At 41.8% G+C, this 14,989-nt stretch carries 16 protein-coding genes; 1 reads left to right on the plus strand and 15 read right to left on the minus strand.

Annotated features, from left to right (window positions below; genetic code table 11):
• Positions 1 to 7 precede the first annotated feature (7 nt).
• The 13 genes from SFU91_14295 to SFU91_14355 all read right to left on the minus strand — a co-directional run bounded on the left by SFU91_14295 (position 8) and on the right by SFU91_14355 (position 12,759).
• Entirely contained in the window at positions 8 to 475 is a 468-nt protein-coding gene (locus SFU91_14295) for a BLUF domain-containing protein (GenBank protein ID MDX2130200.1), read from the minus strand.
• 89 nt (positions 476 to 564) lie between these two features.
• Positions 565 to 1,824, minus strand: coding sequence for a hypothetical protein (locus SFU91_14300; protein ID MDX2130201.1), 1,260 nt, complete (start codon positions 1,822 to 1,824; stop codon positions 565 to 567).
• A gap of 104 nt (positions 1,825 to 1,928) precedes the next feature.
• Positions 1,929 to 3,929, minus strand: a complete 2,001-nt coding sequence (locus SFU91_14305) for a choice-of-anchor I family protein (protein ID MDX2130202.1) — start codon at positions 3,927 to 3,929, stop codon at positions 1,929 to 1,931.
• Between the two features lie 102 nt (positions 3,930 to 4,031).
• Entirely contained in the window at positions 4,032 to 4,910 is an 879-nt protein-coding gene (locus tag SFU91_14310) for a TonB family protein (protein ID MDX2130203.1), read from the minus strand.
• A gap of 278 nt (positions 4,911 to 5,188) precedes the next feature.
• Positions 5,189 to 6,127 carry a response regulator gene (locus SFU91_14315; GenBank protein MDX2130204.1) on the minus strand — a complete coding sequence of 313 codons (939 nt, stop codon included), beginning with the start codon at positions 6,125 to 6,127 and terminating at the stop codon, positions 5,189 to 5,191.
• Between the two features lie 166 nt (positions 6,128 to 6,293).
• The gene (locus SFU91_14320; GenBank protein ID MDX2130205.1) at positions 6,294 to 6,908 is read right to left on the minus strand and encodes an alpha-ketoglutarate-dependent dioxygenase AlkB; all 615 of its coding nucleotides are present in this window, start codon (positions 6,906 to 6,908) and stop codon (positions 6,294 to 6,296) included.
• A gap of 63 nt (positions 6,909 to 6,971) precedes the next feature.
• Complete coding sequence (locus SFU91_14325; GenBank protein ID MDX2130206.1) at positions 6,972 to 8,792, minus strand: hypothetical protein; 1,821 nt, start codon at positions 8,790 to 8,792, stop codon at positions 6,972 to 6,974.
• Positions 8,793 to 8,859: 67 nt separating this feature from the next.
• Complete coding sequence (locus SFU91_14330) at positions 8,860 to 9,141, minus strand: MGMT family protein (GenBank protein MDX2130207.1); 282 nt, start codon at positions 9,139 to 9,141, stop codon at positions 8,860 to 8,862.
• A complete protein-coding gene (locus SFU91_14335) occupies positions 9,111 to 9,719 on the minus strand; it encodes an AraC family transcriptional regulator (GenBank protein ID MDX2130208.1) in 609 nt (202 codons plus the stop codon). The genes SFU91_14330 and SFU91_14335 overlap by 31 nt, the downstream gene beginning before the upstream one ends.
• Before the next feature lie 80 nt (positions 9,720 to 9,799).
• Positions 9,800 to 10,603 (minus strand): M48 family metallopeptidase, encoded by an 804-nt coding sequence (locus SFU91_14340; GenBank protein ID MDX2130209.1) that lies wholly within the window; start codon positions 10,601 to 10,603, stop codon positions 9,800 to 9,802.
• A 20-nt stretch (positions 10,604 to 10,623) separates the two neighbouring features.
• Positions 10,624 to 11,076 carry a hypothetical protein gene (locus SFU91_14345; protein ID MDX2130210.1) on the minus strand — a complete coding sequence of 151 codons (453 nt, stop codon included), beginning with the start codon at positions 11,074 to 11,076 and terminating at the stop codon, positions 10,624 to 10,626.
• 39 nt (positions 11,077 to 11,115) lie between these two features.
• Positions 11,116 to 11,364 carry a YkvA family protein gene (locus SFU91_14350; protein ID MDX2130211.1) on the minus strand — a complete coding sequence of 83 codons (249 nt, stop codon included), beginning with the start codon at positions 11,362 to 11,364 and terminating at the stop codon, positions 11,116 to 11,118.
• Positions 11,365 to 11,427: 63 nt separating this feature from the next.
• Positions 11,428 to 12,759 (minus strand): MFS transporter, encoded by a 1,332-nt coding sequence (locus SFU91_14355; GenBank protein ID MDX2130212.1) that lies wholly within the window; start codon positions 12,757 to 12,759, stop codon positions 11,428 to 11,430.
• Between the two features lie 142 nt (positions 12,760 to 12,901).
• Between SFU91_14355 and SFU91_14360 the strand changes: the two genes are divergently transcribed.
• Positions 12,902 to 13,642 carry a TIGR04282 family arsenosugar biosynthesis glycosyltransferase gene (locus SFU91_14360; protein MDX2130213.1) on the plus strand — a complete coding sequence of 247 codons (741 nt, stop codon included), beginning with the start codon at positions 12,902 to 12,904 and terminating at the stop codon, positions 13,640 to 13,642.
• 17 nt (positions 13,643 to 13,659) lie between these two features.
• Here the strand turns inward: SFU91_14360 and SFU91_14365 are convergent, their stop codons facing one another.
• The gene (locus tag SFU91_14365; GenBank protein MDX2130214.1) at positions 13,660 to 14,229 is read right to left on the minus strand and encodes a hypothetical protein; all 570 of its coding nucleotides are present in this window, start codon (positions 14,227 to 14,229) and stop codon (positions 13,660 to 13,662) included.
• Positions 14,226 to 14,987 (minus strand): L,D-transpeptidase family protein, encoded by a 762-nt coding sequence (locus SFU91_14370; protein ID MDX2130215.1) that lies wholly within the window; start codon positions 14,985 to 14,987, stop codon positions 14,226 to 14,228. The genes SFU91_14365 and SFU91_14370 overlap by 4 nt, the downstream gene beginning before the upstream one ends.
• Positions 14,988 to 14,989 lie beyond the last annotated feature (2 nt).

A 14,989-nucleotide genomic window follows, 5' to 3' on the forward strand; every position in this document is an offset into this window, starting at 1 on the left:
TTAGATTTCAAACTGTAAGTTCAGTGCGTTTGAATTCGCGCGGTTTTTCTTGGTTCAGCTTCCTTTTATGAAAAAGGTCTTGCATAAATTCAATGCAGGCATCGCCATCGAGATTCATTGGGTCGAAGGTCGTTTCGTGGCTGTATCGAAGATATTCGGGAAGAAATTCATTTGAAGTTGGAAAAAAAACAAGCGACATTTCCCAACCGCTGAAGGCGCGTTTATGTACTTTTGAGAAGTCAATAAGATTGACATTTTTATGGCGGAGATCAAGCAAGATGCGTTGAAAAAGCTTATTGACAGGGTGAAGCCCACCTTCAAGAATTTGTAAGAATTTTCCTTCGCAATACAGCAAACCTCCCGTGAGAGCATTCGCACGGTTTTTCACACTTGCCTTGGCGGCGATTTCGCGCACATCCTGCACGGTAAGTCCTTCGGCGGCTTCACTGTAATAGACCAATCTGTAGAGTTGCATAAATCATTCGGTTTAGATTGATGTGATAACATATGATTTCAACTAAATCGTTGCAATTAATCACATTATTTAATGACACTGAACGATAATCATTTTTCTCGTTCAAATCCCATATTTCCAAAACCCCAACCTAAATTGATATAAAATATTCCACCATTGAGGGCTGATTCGCGACTCATCATAATACTATATCCCACCTGAATTCTTCCAATTGATCGAATCTCTTCACCCATATTAAAATCGAAAATTAATCCACCTCCTATAATCGGAGAATTAAAAGAAAATTCTGGTTTAGGCTCTTCATTCTGCATTTTGGTGTTCTCAACTATACGCATACCCCCATTAATAAATCCAATTAGATGAAAATTTCCTTCGTTTTGAATTAAATAACCCAAAGCACCTGTAATGTCATTTATCGAAGTATTTTGACCTTTTTCCCATATTTGATTTAAAAATCCAGTATTCTCCTTCGTTTTGATTGCACCAAAAAAATTCCAATTTAACCCGAACAATAGAGAATTTTTATAATATTCTATACCCATACCAATTGTGGCTGCGTCATTAGTAAATTGTTTTCCAAATTCACCTGTAATTCTTCCATAACCCAAAGAAAACATAAATTTTAATCCGCTTTCAATAGGTTTTACTACAAATCTTATATCTTTAATTGCTGGGTTAAAGGGTGAGTTTGGATAATTAAATAAGTATGTATTACATAAAGAATTTAATGAATCTTGGTAAGCAATTTTATCTACAATTACTCCTTGATTATCATCTGCAAAATAATAATTTACTATTAACAGAAAATCCTTCTCAAATCCATCAAGATTGAGTGCTTTAATGTTCTCGTCAATAGTATTCTTTCGTTTTATATGAGTGTTAATTATCCTTTTCCAAAAGTCGTCTTTATTTGGATATATATCATATATACTTTGCTCACTTTTATCTGAATTGTAATGTTTCTTATACTCTGAAATAATCTGTAAATATTCTCCAAAAAGTAAGTTTATTGAGATTTTCTCGAACAGATAAAAGGGAATAATAGATTTATTTTTATATTTTTCAATTAAATAATCTCTTGTTTCTTTGGCCTTATCATAGTTTCCTGCTTCGATTTGTTCAATAACAACCCTTCTTCCCTTTGAAATAAATGAAATATCAGCTTCCTCCGCTTTATTGATTTCCCTTTCAATTTCACGATTTCGTAAAGAATCAATGTTTTGTGCAAGTGTTGTCTTACTTGTAAAGTATTCCATTCCAAATACAAGAATCAGAATGAACGATACATGAAATTCTTTTGGTAAAGCCGTTACGTTTATTTTTGAGTTTTTTGATTGATGCGTAGGCATAAGAAGGGCGGTTTGGTTTTTGAATAGGTAAAATTATTGCTTTTTTGTAAAAATAAAAAGGGAGCCCTTTCAAGCTCCCTTTCATCATTCTAAAAACAAATGGTTTATTTCACCAAAAGCATCTTCATTGTTTGGTTGAAACTGCCTGCTTGTATTCTGTAAAAGTACACCCCTGTAGAAAGTTGCGATGCATTGAAAGGCACTTCGTAACGGCCGGCGTCTTGGCGGCTGTTCACAAGTGTTGCGACTTTTCTTCCCAAAACATCAAAGACTTCCAATTGAACCGAAGCTGCGCTTGGCAATTGATATGCAATGCGGGTGCTTGGGTTAAACGGATTCGGATAGTTTTGCGAAAGCGCAAATTCTCTTGGCACAGCGACTTCTCGCGGCGAAGAAAGTGAGGTTTCATCCTTAAAGGCATAGACAGTTGTTGTTCCGCTGATTTCATTAGCAACAATCACAAGCGGATAGCCATAAGGGCTTTGTGCTTGCGGTACAAACAAGATGCCTTCCGGTCCTAAATCTCCTGAGAAGGAAGTTAACACAGCACGGTTTGTTGTTGGCCCAGAAACTACTGCAGCTCCACCGGGAGAAACACTGAGATTACGGTTATTCAAATATTGCACAAAACCGGGTGCGTTTGGATTGGTCACATTATAGACCATTACTCCGCCCATTCGCTCAAGCCCGATAAAGGCATAGACGCTATCGCCAATGGTTGCAAGTGTGACTGATTCAGGTTCCGGACCTTTGTCGTCGCTACGGTTATCTAATGCATTGCTTGTATTACTGGCATTAAAGTTACGTGGATAGAGTGACGCGGTAATTTGTTCAAACTGATCTCCGCTGTCATAAACTCGAGTGAGCGAATTGGCATTAACGCGGAAGATGCTGAATGAGCGTGCGCCAAAGGAATAAATCGCTCGAAATTGACCTGATGAATTGGTATCGGCTAAAGCGGTTGTAATTGTTAAACGGCCTAAAACAGCATTGGAACGAACGGTTGCCGCATTGGCTGCACCTCCGAAAACAGTGGTGTCGAGTGTGCGTGAAGAACCAAGTCTTGATTCTTCGGAAAACCCTGTATAGTCGCGTGCGTCGCCTTCATTGGCTGTAATGACATAAGTTTCGCCGGCAACACGATAGGAAGCAATACCATCCGGTTGATAGATTCCAAATAGCGGTTGAGGAAGAATACGGATAGCAGCGACATTGGCGCTATCACGATCGCTCGCATCAAGTCCGGCACCTTGAACATTATGATTTTTTACACCGAGCGGGCGGATGGAAATCACTTGCGCGGTGCTGATACGAACTAATACCATTGCGTTATTTTCTTGGCAAGAGACAAACGCGGTATCGCCTTGAACGGAAATGTACTCCGGCTCTAAATCTTGCGCTACGGTTGCTCGAGGACCAAAAATACGCACGCCGGTGTTGGTGGTATCGGTGAGTTCAGCGCGGCGACTTCCACCAAAGTTGAAATCAGTAAAACGCACGTGAGACACTGTGCTTGCAGGAACATTGCTTCGGTTAAGCAGAACAATTGTCACAGAACCCTCAGGATCAATATTTCCGGCGTTGTAGTTGTTCGGTTCTCCTTCGTTTGCCGTGAGAACATAAGCCCCATCGTTTGAAAATGTGACCATATCGGGCAGTGCTCCGGTTTTGAACGACGCGGCAAACACCGGATTTTGGCCGGAAGCAAGCGTATAGAAATCGACCCGGCCGCTGTCGGTTTTGGCGGTAGCATCAATTGCGATTGCAAGGAGGTTCCCGTTTACGGCAACGCTATTTGGCGCTCCGTTGGTGATGGCAATTTTCGTTACAAAAGTCGGCGCACCCGCAGAAACCGGAAGTTGAAGCACATCGACGCTTGGGTCAGTGCCATTGGTACCATAAGGATTGACGACAAAGATGTGGCGATTGATAGGATCATAAGCGGGAATTTCTGATGATCGAGGGTCAGCATCTCGATAAACCCCAGTGCCAAAAGAACCAATGTAGGTCAACGCTTTTCGACTTTGCGCTTTGGCGATTGTTCCCGAACAGATTGCTGTTACAAGAAACAATGCTACAAATACATTTTGTAATCTCTGTTTCATAGATTATTGAATTTTTGAATTAAAGAGGTACTACTTAAAAAGTTTGAAGGTAATTGGCTCAATGTTAAGCGAGTCTTAACGATTGATTAACAAATATTTACCTTACCAAGTCACCTTTTTGATGCTGAAGTTCAAAGGAACAACGATTGATGAAGCAACGGGTTTGCCGCCTTGTTCTGCGGGACTAAACTTTGCTTCTTCGGTGAGTACACGAACAGCTTCTTCGTTCAAGAGCGGATGTGCTGTTTTCAGAAGGGTGACAGAGCTAATCATACCTTTAGAATCCAAATTTAATTTGACCACCACTTTCCCTTGGATTTTGAAGTTGATGGCCGTTTCAGGATAATTGATTTTTGCCATTACGGCTTCGATTCCGCCAATAATCTCTGCTTCTTTTTCAACGGTTTCAGAAATAGAATTTTCCAATGCTTCAGCCTCAGCCTCAATGCGCTTCAATTCTTGGACTTTGGCAGCGGCCACCTCTAAAGGCTCTGAATTTTCAACTGGTTTCTTTTCTTTTTCTGAAGCCACCGATGACGATTCTTTCTTCGATTGAGCCGTGCTCGCAAGTTTAACCTCAGATTGTACCGGTTTCTTTTGTGCGGCGGGTTTTGAGGTTTCTTTTGACTTGGCTTGTGTCAGTTCGGCTAACATTACCGTTTCGGATTTATCACCTAAAGCAAGATCTAGTCTCAGTGTTTGTGCAGCGTTGAGTGAAATTTTTTTTGGGATAAAATTGCTCATCCCTCTTTTGAGGGCCTTCAATGTATAATTTCCTAAAGGAATCGATAAAAAAACAAAATACCCTTGCGAATTGGTAATAGAGGCATAATTATGTTCTTCATTGGAGATAAAAATCGTAGCCGCAGGCACGGGCGATTCTGATTCATCGACCAATTGTCCCAATATTCTCCCTTTTCCCTCCTGAGCTTTAGTAACTTCAAACCCTAAAAACAATAAGAATAAAATTAAATTTTTCATAATTCGGGCGTAATTATTTGATAATAATAACCATCTAAACCTTGTAATTTTATTTGTTCAAAAGTACAATTTTCAGATTACCCCAATGTTAAGCCGCCGTAAAGCCTAACCGAATTATCTTATTTTTTACACTTATTTTTCCGTTATTATTAAATTTTATTTCTGTTAATTATTTTTTTTGAAATAGGAGTTTATTTTTTATCAATTTTTATTGATAACGGAATTTATAAAATTAAAAAGGGGCTTAAAGCCCCCTTTTTTATTATTTGACAAGAGAATTAATAATTCTTTTTGACATCCAGCCGATTTCTCAATCGATCTAAAATACCGGCAAGACCAAGATTGGGTGTAATTGGCGGAGGCGTTTTAGAAATAAATATTTCCTCTTCAATTCGGCGTGGATTTGTTTTAGGAGCCTTACGGTAAAAATTATGGGTCAAAACAGATTGAAAAACAATCTGCTGTAAAACATCATTTGAAACTGGTTTCAACACATAGCGGAAGATATTTCCTTCATTGATAAGCCGCCCAGCAAGCTGCGTATCACGAGCGTGGGTGTACATTACCAAAGAGGTATCGGGGTAAAGCGTGCGAAGCATTGTTAAGAATTCAACTTCATCAATATGATTGTCTTGAAGCGATTCAAAAAGCACGACGGATACATTCCAAACCGGAAGTTTTGTAAACACTTCGCTCACGGTTGAGGCCGTTATAACTTCATATTGAGAGGCAAACAATGCCCGAAGTGTTTCCAATTGGGAGGCATCGTGACTAACCACCAAGATGTTTTGCCGTTCAGTAATTTCGCCTTGAAGCGGGATTAATGCTCCCGGGGAGGCAATTCGATCATAAATTTCTGTTGCCAGTTTCACGGTTTCAAGCAACCGCGCTGCATTCCAAGGTTTATTGATATATCGGAAAATTTCGCTTTCGTTAATTGAGCTTACAACCGCATCAAGGTCGGCAAAGCCGGTAAGCAAAATTCGCATTGTGGCTGGGCTGATTTCCCGAGCTTTTGCAAGCACTTCGTTCCCGAGCAATTTCGGCATCCGTTGGTCACTGACAATCACCTTAATTTCGGTTGATTTCAATCGTCTAAAGAGTTCATCAGGTTCGGTTGTTGGGTAAACCGTGTAATCATCTTCGAAAAGGCGTTCTAAAGAACTTAAAATCATCGGCTCATCATCGATGAGAATAATATTGGCTGATGCTGGCATACTGATAGAAATAGGATAGTGCGAGTGCTTTTTGGTGCGATGAACTGATGCAAGATAAGAAAATTCAGCTGAACTCTTTCAAAAAAAATATAATAATTTTAAGTTTTTTTAATAATAAGCTTAATTTATTTAGGGTGAACCGCAAAATACTTAAAAATAAGCGTTATCACGGCTGACGACCAATATAGGTTCGAAATGTGAGGTTGACACGCGGTGTTTTAACCTTTGCCGATTTCGGCAGCTCATGCAACCAAGCCCTTTGGGTCTCGCCGCGCATTAGAAGCAAACTCCCGTGTTCAAGCGTGATTTCTATCTGTTCTTTGGTTCGCTTATGCTTAAACCTGAATTTACGTTCTGCACCAAGCGAAACCGATGCAATAGCCCCTTTTGGCAGAAGTGTTGCTTCGTTATCGCTGTGCCAAGTCACTCCTTCATCACCTGAATGATAAAGGTTTAAGAGGCACGAATTAAACGTTGCACCGGAAATAGATTCGCAAAATGACTTTATTTCTGCAACTCTTGGCTGCCAAGGCAATGCTTTTTTTTCTGTGTGAGAATATGCGTAAGTGAAATCGCCATCTGCCATCCACGCGACTTTTCGTTTGGTGGTTATTAATCTTCCCATCATCTTTACCACGTCGTGTTCCCACGCAACGCTAAGAAGCAATTCGTTATATAGCGCTGTGGCTTTTAACTCATCGAATACTTTTCCAAAGTAAATCGTCTCTCCATCATAGGGAAGAATTTGAATTGACGAGAGCAAAGGGAATAGCGATACCATTAATATGAATCCTTGGGTATAAACTCGACGAGGTTTAACACAGATAAGTTTAGACTACCCCGTTCAAACCGAAACGGTGAGTGTTTCACCGGGCAAGTTCAATTGGGTTAACGCCGTTTCGACTTCCGCCAGCGCAATTTCAAAGGCCTGATGTGCCTCTGGTTTTTCCAGAGTCATTTTCGGAGAGATGATTTTGTAATAGCGAATGCCTTCCAAAAGATTATCTCGAAAAGTCTTAAAGTAAGTACTTTGTTTTGCAGAGACCAATCGCTCGCTTGCTTCAACTTCCGACTTCAAGTAATTCAAATAAAGATGCAATTCATTGATAAACAGATGCGGCCGAGTAATATCATTTAGCAAATTGGTTCTACCATAAATATGGCCCACCATTTCTTCAAGTGTTGAAACTTTGGAAAAAAAGGCAAGATTCGGGCCGGGGCAAAGCGTCACTGAAACAAGGTTATGCGGCTCAGGAACTTGATTTTTCAGGAAGAACGAAGTTGAAAGTCCTTGGCACAAACATTCCTTTTCAGTAATATTTTCAACACGCTCCGCCACCTCGGCTTCAGAGAGATTTTCTGTGACTTGCACCTCTTTTAATTTAAGGAATTGATACTCTCGCGAAGCCGTGCAAATTGGCCGCTCGGTGAATTCGGTATTGAATGTGAGGTTTTTATTAAAGCATGCGCTTCCGGGTCTTTCTTTATCGATTTTCTCCAAGCGATCTTTGTTTCCGCTGCTTCTTCGGAAATTATAGAATTTCACTCCGAGCGGCGAGGCGTTGCTGAGATAAAAATCCTCGGGCGAAGCGTTCGAGAGTTCTTGCAATGTGGATTCATCAACATTCGTTGCCTCGGGCACCAATAAAAACGGGCTTCCCCAGCCGGTGCTTTCTACACCATAATAACTCAGCAAAAATTGATCTTCTTCATAAGTTCCGATTCCGCCTTGAACGGTCACGCGGATTTCGGGTGGCACAGAAAATGAATGAATACCCTTTTGTGCATGTGCTTTCGAGACTATTTCAAAAAGCTCTTTGCGCAATTCTTCGCGTTTATTTTTGAATTCTTCAAGAATCGGACCAAGCAAAAAGCCATCGGTTGCAAAAGCATGTCCGCCGCAATTAAGTCCCGATTCAATTCTGAACTCTGAAATCCACAATCCTTTTTTAGCGAGGAATTTTCCTTGAATCATCGCCGAGCGAAAATCACTTACTTTTAATATGATTGATTTTTTCGCCAATCCGGTTTCATCTGGAAAAAATTCGGGAAGTGATTCGGCGTAGCTGTAAAGTCTTGGATTCATTCCGGCAGAAAAAACAACGGCTGAGCGCAAAGTGCTTTTCACAAAGCCGCGTAATGCGCAAGAGGCATCTGAAAATTCGGGCGGAAGTATCTCGCCATTTGGGGTGTAATTATTCTTATCAATTTTCGTCATGATATTGACTTCGATCTTCCCCGGTTTAATGGCTGCTTTTAATTCGTTTTCGATGGAAGTTTTCTCTGAGCCTTCGGGTAAGTAAAGGAATTGATTATAGCGTGCTTTGAGTGGCGATTGTTCAGGGAGCAATTCGAAGTATTTGGCCGTGTCGGTTCCGGCAAACAAAGGCGCTGCCTTCATTTGGTCTACTTGTGCTTTTAGCATTCGGTCAAGCAAATCAAGGTAATCTTGAATGCGGCGCGCTCGGAAATCGGGTTCTTTCTTAGAGATTGGAACAACGGGCGAGCCTTCAACGCCGTGGTAAAATTTTCGCACTTCTTCAATCAGATTATCCTCAACGATTGAGACCACAGAGGTAATCCCAAACCGCCCGACTTTGAGTGGAGAATCGATTGTAAATGCCAATCCCATAACAGGGATATGAAAGGTATGGTATGCGTTCATAGTCACCTCGCTCATTTTAATTCAAACTTTTAAAATGTACGGAAATTTTCCTCGAAATACACCGAATTTACTCCCCTGTATTTAGGATGGAAGCTTCTCGGGCGATCATTGCTGCTTTGCGAGTTTTTCCCCAATGATACTCACCAAAAATTCCGGTAGATTGAATTACGCGGTGACACGGAATGAAATAGGCAATAGGGTTGTCTCCAACAGCTGTCCCGATGGCTCTTGCCGCTTTTTTATCTCCAATTTGTTCCGCGATTTTGCCATACGAAGTTAACGACCCAAAGGGAACTGAAAGCAGCAGTTCCCAAACCTTTAATTGGAATGGGGTTCCTTTGAGATGCAAGTCGAGCTTTGGCAGACTTGTGGCTTGTATTTTGTTTGATCGGGTAAAGAGAAACATTTTAGAAACGCTTCCTTTTCCTTGAGAGGGGAAGAAATCAGTGTTGCATTTGGAAATTCGTTGGATATCAATTCAAGAAATTCTTTGTGCTGGTTTACAAAAGACGCTCGGCATAAACCGCGGTCGGTTGCAGCAAGCCCTACAAGACCAAAAGGCGTTTGAGCAATTTCATAATGAATACAAAGCCCTTTGCCGCCGCTTCGAAATTCCGCCGGGGTCATTGCAGTGATGTTCACAAATAAATCGTGAAGGCGAGCCGTTCCTGAAAGTCCGGCATTGAAAGAAACATCAAAGAGCGAGGTGGATTCGGTTTGAAGTATCGCTTTTGCGCGTCTGTAAGAGAGATACTGTTGAAACTTTTTTGGGCTCACACCCGCCCACGCTTGAAACAACCGTTGGAAATGAAATGGGCTTAAGCCAAGATGCGCCGCGGTTTCGTCAAGCGAAGGCTTTCGGTGCGCTTCCTCAACGAGGAAATGAATGGCCTTTTCAATTTGAAGAAAATGATGATTCTCTTTCATTTTTTTTTCTCAAGATGCAAACGGGTTTCATTTTATAAAACCCGATTCTTGCGAATTGCCGTTTTGAACCGTGAGAATCTTTAGTAGCTCAATTTGTAGGCTCGCATTTTTTCCCATTCCTCTGAAGTGAGAATTGGGCTTAGGGTATCACTTTTTTCAGACGAAAGACTGAGGATATGTTTTGCTCTTTCTTCCAATTCGGGGTGAGTGCTAAACCAAGATAAGGCTTGCAAAGACGCCTCGTCTTCATCTTTAAGTTTATAAAGAAACTCGGCCAAGCCTTGTGGGTTAATTCCGGCATTTTCCAAAAAGGTTACTGCCGTTTCATCGGCTTCTGTTTCCAATTCACGGTCATACGCCGATGAGGAAAGGGTTTTGGCGATTGCACCCAATTGTTCGGTTGCAGAATTGTTGCCGCTTGCAGCGGAGAGTAAAAAGGCTAATCCTAATTCTTTCATCAATTTTTTCATCACATGCCGCTTGGCGATATGTGCCATTTCATGCGCTAAAACACCGGCGAGTTCCGCTTCTGATTGAACTTCTTTCAGTAAACGACTATTGACCACAATAAACCCGCCCGGCAGTGCAAAGGCATTGATTTTTGAAGAGCGCACAACAATGACTTGAATTTTTACTGTATCGAGTCCATTTTTTTCGGTTAAGCGAGATATCAACTTCATCACCGGCTTTGTTACAACCGGCTCGGTAATTACTTCCTCGGTATTTCGAATGGATTTGCGAATCAATTCTCCTAAGTGGGTTTCAGAAGATTCGTTGACTTCTTTGACTTTCAGAAATGCGCGCCAATCGAGAAATGCAAGCGCTTTCCACATCCCAAAAAAAAGAATGAGAAAAATGGCAATGTCTCTAATCAACCGATTCATTTTTTGAGTGAAGATTCTGGTTATGAATTATTGTTTTGGGTGGAAAATTGAAATTCACTTGTTTCTGGTTTGCACAGTAGATTTGTCAAGTTCCCATAAAGCCACCACTCGACATGAATTCCTTTTCGGGTTTGAACGGCAGTATAAATAGTGGCGATGAATTCTATGAAATTGAAAAAGAGAACGGTTAGGATGTAAGCCACATATTCGTTTGAAAGCAAGGTTTCAGTAAATAAAATATCCATACTCCACCAAAAACCGACACTATTCATTACCACAAACGAAACCTGTGAGAGAAGGGCCTGTGTGCAATGCCAGCGCACAAAGTAAGTTGATTTGCGATTGGCCCAATAAAATGCAGCTGTCGCCAAAAGATTGATAATGGGTAATGGAAGACCGGCGATGACCGCCACAACGGACATCAAATAACTTGAAGATGCTTTTTCTGACTCCGCAATGCTTGGGCGTAACATGTGTTGCAATTAAATTTAAAGGACTTCCTTGCCAAAGTGTTATTTATTCAATAGTGGCGAAAGATCTTGACTTTTCGAAGCATTTTCTAATTCAGACTTTTTGGCTCGTTGCAAAATATTCCAAACCATTTTTGCGAAGAGCAACAGTGCACCAAAATCATCTGCAAATCCGAATGGCCCAAAAAAGGCTTCAGGGAAGAGGTCAATGGGAGAAATTGCATACAATACCAACACAAAAAAAGTTGCTTTTTCCCACCCGGTGGCGAATTTCCAAATCTTTTTGAACATGCGTTATACCATTTGGTTTATTGAATTTAAGTAAATCATCTCTACGAAGAATATAAAAGTATGTTAAGGCTCTTTGACCATAGGGGAATCCTCAACATTCTCAAAGGAGGTTTCGTTGCTGCTTAGCAGCACGCCGCTTTCGGGCGTAGGCAATTGATGCGCCAAATAGATGCACGCAAGTGTTGCAGAGACGGCGATGAGCCCTACCAGCCAATACAGTGTCACCTGCCCGGCTGAATTTTTCCCGATAATCAACCCGGCACCAAATGAGCCGATTCCCGCTGCCAATTGCTGCGCCGAGGAATTAAAGCTCATAAAACTGCCGCGATACTTGGGTTCGATAACCGTTGTCACCATTGCCGTTGCGGGAACAAACCGCCCGTTCATTGTCACCATAAAAAGCGTTGTGACAATCAGCGCAGCTGCCAGTGGGATTGGTGGAACAGAAGTAATTCCAATCAGCGGCCCAATCGAGAGAATGGCCATTACAGTAAAGACTTTTCGCTTGCCGAATTTATCTGCCAAAACACCCACAATGCGTGAAGAAAATATTGTCGCCGCGCCGCCAAAAAAGTAAATCAAAGGGAGATCAGCTTCGGTAAGGCCAACATTTGCAACAAAATACGGGCTGATATAAGGAATAACGGTGAAGCCCGCAATCATCAGCATAATCATCATCACCAAGGCTTGTTGATGGGTTTTGACTTGGATCATTTCTCGTACGCCTTGAATTTGATGACGCAAATTGAATTCTTTTGGAAGACTCGCTAAATGACGGTCAACCTTAGGCAGCGAGCGATAAGCCAAGCCCCAGACAATCACCGAAAGCAATGTGAGCGTAAGAAAAACCATTTGCCACCCGAAGTGATTGGCTAAATAAAGTCCTGCAGGCACACCGGCAATTGAAGCGACTGCAAATGACGACATCAAGGTGCCCATTGCCGCGCCGCGCCGATTTTCAGGAATGCAATCGGCGATTATCGAAAGTGCCTGTGCACCCATTACGCCGCCGAAAAAGCCGGCTACAACTCGCGCCATCGCGAGCAAATAGGCTGTCGGAGCCAAGCCGCATAAAAGTGTTCCAATTGAAAACCCTGCGTATAAAAAAAGAAGTGCCTTGCGCCGTTCGAAACGGTCAATAAAAAAAGAGGCAATAAATCCGGAGATGCCTGCGCTAAAAGTGTATGAGGCAACAATCAACCCGAAGCCTGAAGCAGAAATGTCAAAAACCCTCATTAACTGTGGGCCTAAGGGCATCATAATCACAAAATCCAACACATTGGTAAATTGGATTGCAGATAGGGTTAAAAGCAGGAGCCATTCACTTCGCGGTGCTTTTTGAGACGGTGTGATTTTTATCGATCCCGAATCCTGCTCGGGTAAACTATCTTTCATAGGTGATCCAAATTTTTTATTTCGCTAAGTTAAGCCTTTCATTTCGGCTTTTTGACGGCTCAATGTTAATTCTCACCGTCTTCTTTGATGTGAATCGAAATAAGTTGAGCTTCTCTTACAGACTATTGTTCAATTTTTCTTCATGAGCATTTCAATCAATTCCAAAAACCGTGCTGCGATTCTCATATTTTTTAAGGAACCGATTGCGGGTAAAGTGAAAACGCGCTTGCAGCCGCAGCTTTCAGCAGAGCAGTCCGCGGAACTGGCCCATCTATTTTTGAAAGAAACCTTACTTGAAACAAAGAACGCTTTACTTACCCTTGAACGATTGGGAATCACCACAGATGTCTTAGTTTTTGGAGATTCTACTCCCAATACGGATTTCCATTTTTCACTTCTTGATTTTCTTTATCCGTTCCGCACGCTCTTACTTCAACAAGTTAAAGGCGGGTTAGGAGAGCGAATGTCTCATGCGTTTCATCATGCATTTGAATTGGGTTATCGCGAGGCGGCCATCTTCGGGACAGATTCACCCGATTTACCACTTCAGACTCGCGTTCAATCGATCCTTTCACTTCGAAAGGGAGAGGCAGAAATCGCAATCGGGCCAACAGAAGATGGCGGGTATTACACCTTAGCAATGAACCGATTTCACCCTTCTCTCTTTGAAGGCATTACTTATAGCAGCCATTCAACTTTTGAGGAAACCCTTGCAAAAGCTCAAAGCTTAAAGACAACGTTGACACTCTTGCCGATGTGGTATGATATCGATGCATTTGAAGACCTTTTGCGTTTGAAAATCAATGTTTTTTCAGCCAATGCTAAAAGCGAAAACTTACGCTTGATTCGGGAGTGGTTTCTTAAACGCAGTGATGATTTGTAAGTGAATCTTCTGTCGGCTTACTTTTCTTTGATTGAATCGGAGGTTGAAACTTCTCTTTTTTTTAGAACGGTATTTAGAATTAAAAATGCACCCAGCATTCCAATCGCACATCCAATAAGAATACTTCCCCACATTGTTAAAGTTTTACTTCCACTTGCACGCAAAATGAGTCCGGGCAGACTGATTTCAAGATAGAGCGCGAAAAGATTGTTCACCACCGGAACAATTTTTGTGATTACTACTGAAAGCGCCGACCCCACCAAACCCATTGGCGTTCCTCTAATGATTGCTTTGAAAAACTCTTTGGGATTAAATTCAATTGCAATCGCATCCTTTTCTTCCCACACTTTTGGAAGTGCACTCGCAAATAGAACGGCAAGAAGCAGCCCAACCCCACCATTAATTAGAATAAAAATGACAGAAAGACTTCCATCCTCTCCTTTAACAATCGCATTTGATTCGCTTACTTGCTTGACTTCAATGCCGTAGTTCGTGATTACCCAATCAAGCCCGGTGAGAATAAGAAAGGGAATGGCGAAGATGAGAAATGAGGCAAGAAAAGATGGTGTTCTTTTTCGTCCTATCATTTGCTTTTTTCTACCAACGATACGGCTTCGTTATACCTGTGTTGCAATGCTCTCCAGAATACAAGCAAATCACTTTTTTGTGCATATTCTTGCTCCACCCGCTGCATCTTCTCAGTTGTCATTCGAAACGGAAAAAGATAAACGGGGATTTCTTTTTGCCCGCTTGATTTGGCATACACGGCAAGGAGATAAATTTCTTTGATGAGGTCATCGGTCATTGGCAAGCAGCCGATGGTCACACAGTCGCCGTGGATGTAGATATCGCCGCCGAGCTTTTGGGCTTTGCTACGCTTGCGATCTTCCTTATTGGGGTAATTGAGCCCGAGCGAAAGATGAAAGTTGCTCTTGGGGTTGAAGTGTGCAATGTGATAACGGCCTTCAGGCACTTGTTCATCACCTTCTTGATTTTTCGGCCCAAGTTCACCTGAACGAGCGCAAACTTTGTAGGTTTTCAAGATTTGGTACTGAGGCACGGCGGGCGGTTTCGCATAGACTTCGAGAATCTCTTCTTCTTTAATGTGCACCATCATGATTTCGATAGAATCCTTTCGAAGTCTATTTTTTTGGAGAAGATCGGCCAAGAGTTGTCCTTTTTCCTTTTCAGCATCTCGAACGCGCTCAAACTTGAGCTGTTGCGAAAGGAAACTATCGTCTTGAGCGATTTCAGTCAATGGAGAAGCGATGAATACGGTTGAAAATTGAAGCAACGTTGTAAGAAGAAAAATAATGTAAATGAAAGGCAAGGCTACTCGTGTCATTA

This window comes from Chloroherpetonaceae bacterium, from assembly GCA_033763895.1.
Classification (GTDB): Bacteria; Bacteroidota; Chlorobiia; order Chlorobiales; family Thermochlorobacteraceae; genus JANRJQ01.